The sequence below is a fragment of the Aeromonas media genome (assembly GCF_000819985.1).
In the GTDB taxonomy this organism is placed as follows: Bacteria; Pseudomonadota; Gammaproteobacteria; order Enterobacterales; family Aeromonadaceae; genus Aeromonas; species Aeromonas media.
In genome coordinates, this window is sequence record NZ_CDBZ01000122.1 from 1,585 (window position 1) to 2,470 (window position 886).

Annotated in this window: 2 protein-coding genes; both read right to left on the minus strand. The window is 62.4% G+C overall.

The window, feature by feature from the left end:
• Positions 1 to 197 (minus strand): PAS domain S-box protein (locus tag BN1127_RS10680; RefSeq protein ID WP_042649429.1); only part of this gene is annotated, 197 nt, incomplete at its 3' end.
• Between the two features lie 121 nt (positions 198 to 318).
• Positions 319 to 886 (minus strand): AMP-binding enzyme (locus BN1127_RS10685; protein WP_042649430.1); only part of this gene is annotated, 568 nt, incomplete at its 5' end.

Consider the following 886-nt stretch of genomic DNA (forward strand, 5'->3'; position numbering starts at 1 on the left):
GCGGCCTTGGGCATGTCGGGATGACGCACCATGTTGTGGTGCTGACCTATCATCTCGGCCCTGCTGTATCCCGCAACCCGGCAGAAGTGATCATTGGCATAAGTAATGACCCCCTGCAGATCCGTGGTGGAGACCAACTGTTCATTGGACGGAAAATCCACCTCTTCATCAACGAGATGAATCTGGGTTCTGTTCATGGCGCACGCCTCTTGTGTGATAACTCAGTGAGCGTAGTCAAGCCATGGCGGCCAGGCCAACGCGGCCCCTCAGGCAGTGGGGATGGCTGAGAGGCCTTCCTCTGAATCTATGACGGCGCCCTCAGTTCTCAGCCACCGGACGGCATTCACGATCCCGGATCAGCTTCTTGTTCACCTTGCCGACACTGGTCTTGGGGATCTCCTGCACGATGCGGATCTGGCGTGGAATGGCCCAGCGATTGATGCGGCCGCTGTCGACGAACCCCTGCAGGTGGGTCTTGATGGCCTGCGCATCCAGGCTCGTCCCCTCCTTGCCGACCACCAGCGCCAGGGGCCGCTCCCCCCACTGCGCATCCGGCACCCCGATCACGGCTACCGCATGGACGGCGGCATGGGCGCTGATGAGACTCTCCAGCGCGAGGGAGCTTATCCACTCTCCCCCGGTCTTGATCACATCCTTGATGCGATCCTTGATCTCGACCGTGCCGTTCGGGGTGATCGAGGCCATGTCCCCCGTGTGCAGCCAGCCCCCCTGCCAGAGCTCTGCCCCCTTGTCCGGCTCTTTCAGGTAGCCCTGGGCCAGCCAGGGAGCACGCACCACTATCTCCCCCATGGTCTGGCCATCGTGAGCCAGCGCCCGGCCCTCCTCATCGATGATGCGCAAGTCCACCAGCCCGATGGGCTTGCCG